The 235-nt window shown below is 63.8% G+C and carries 1 protein-coding gene; it reads left to right on the forward strand.

Annotated elements, in window-relative coordinates; translation table 11 throughout:
- A partial coding sequence (locus SB765_RS33815) for a TolC family protein (protein ID WP_410933060.1) occupies nt 1-235 on the forward strand: 235 nt, incomplete at both ends.

Raw genomic sequence — 235 nt, forward strand, 5'->3', positions numbered from 1 at the left:
CGCATTCGCATGGCCGAAGCCTCTACTCAGGCGGCCTTGGCAAACTTTGATGGCGTAGTGCTGAACGCCATTCGCGAAACCCAGACCCGGCTGGCGCAATACAGCGCGTTGCTGGACCGGCGCGATGCGCTGGCCGAGGCAGAAAAATCGGCCAAGGAAGCGGCGGACCAGACGCACCGGTATTACCAGGCGGGGCGTGAGTCGTTCCTGGCGGATTTGCAGGCGACGCGGACCT

It is taken from the genome of Pseudomonas sp. SIMBA_067 (genome assembly GCF_046534675.1).
Taxonomy (GTDB): Bacteria; Pseudomonadota; Gammaproteobacteria; order Pseudomonadales; family Pseudomonadaceae; genus Aquipseudomonas; species Aquipseudomonas putida.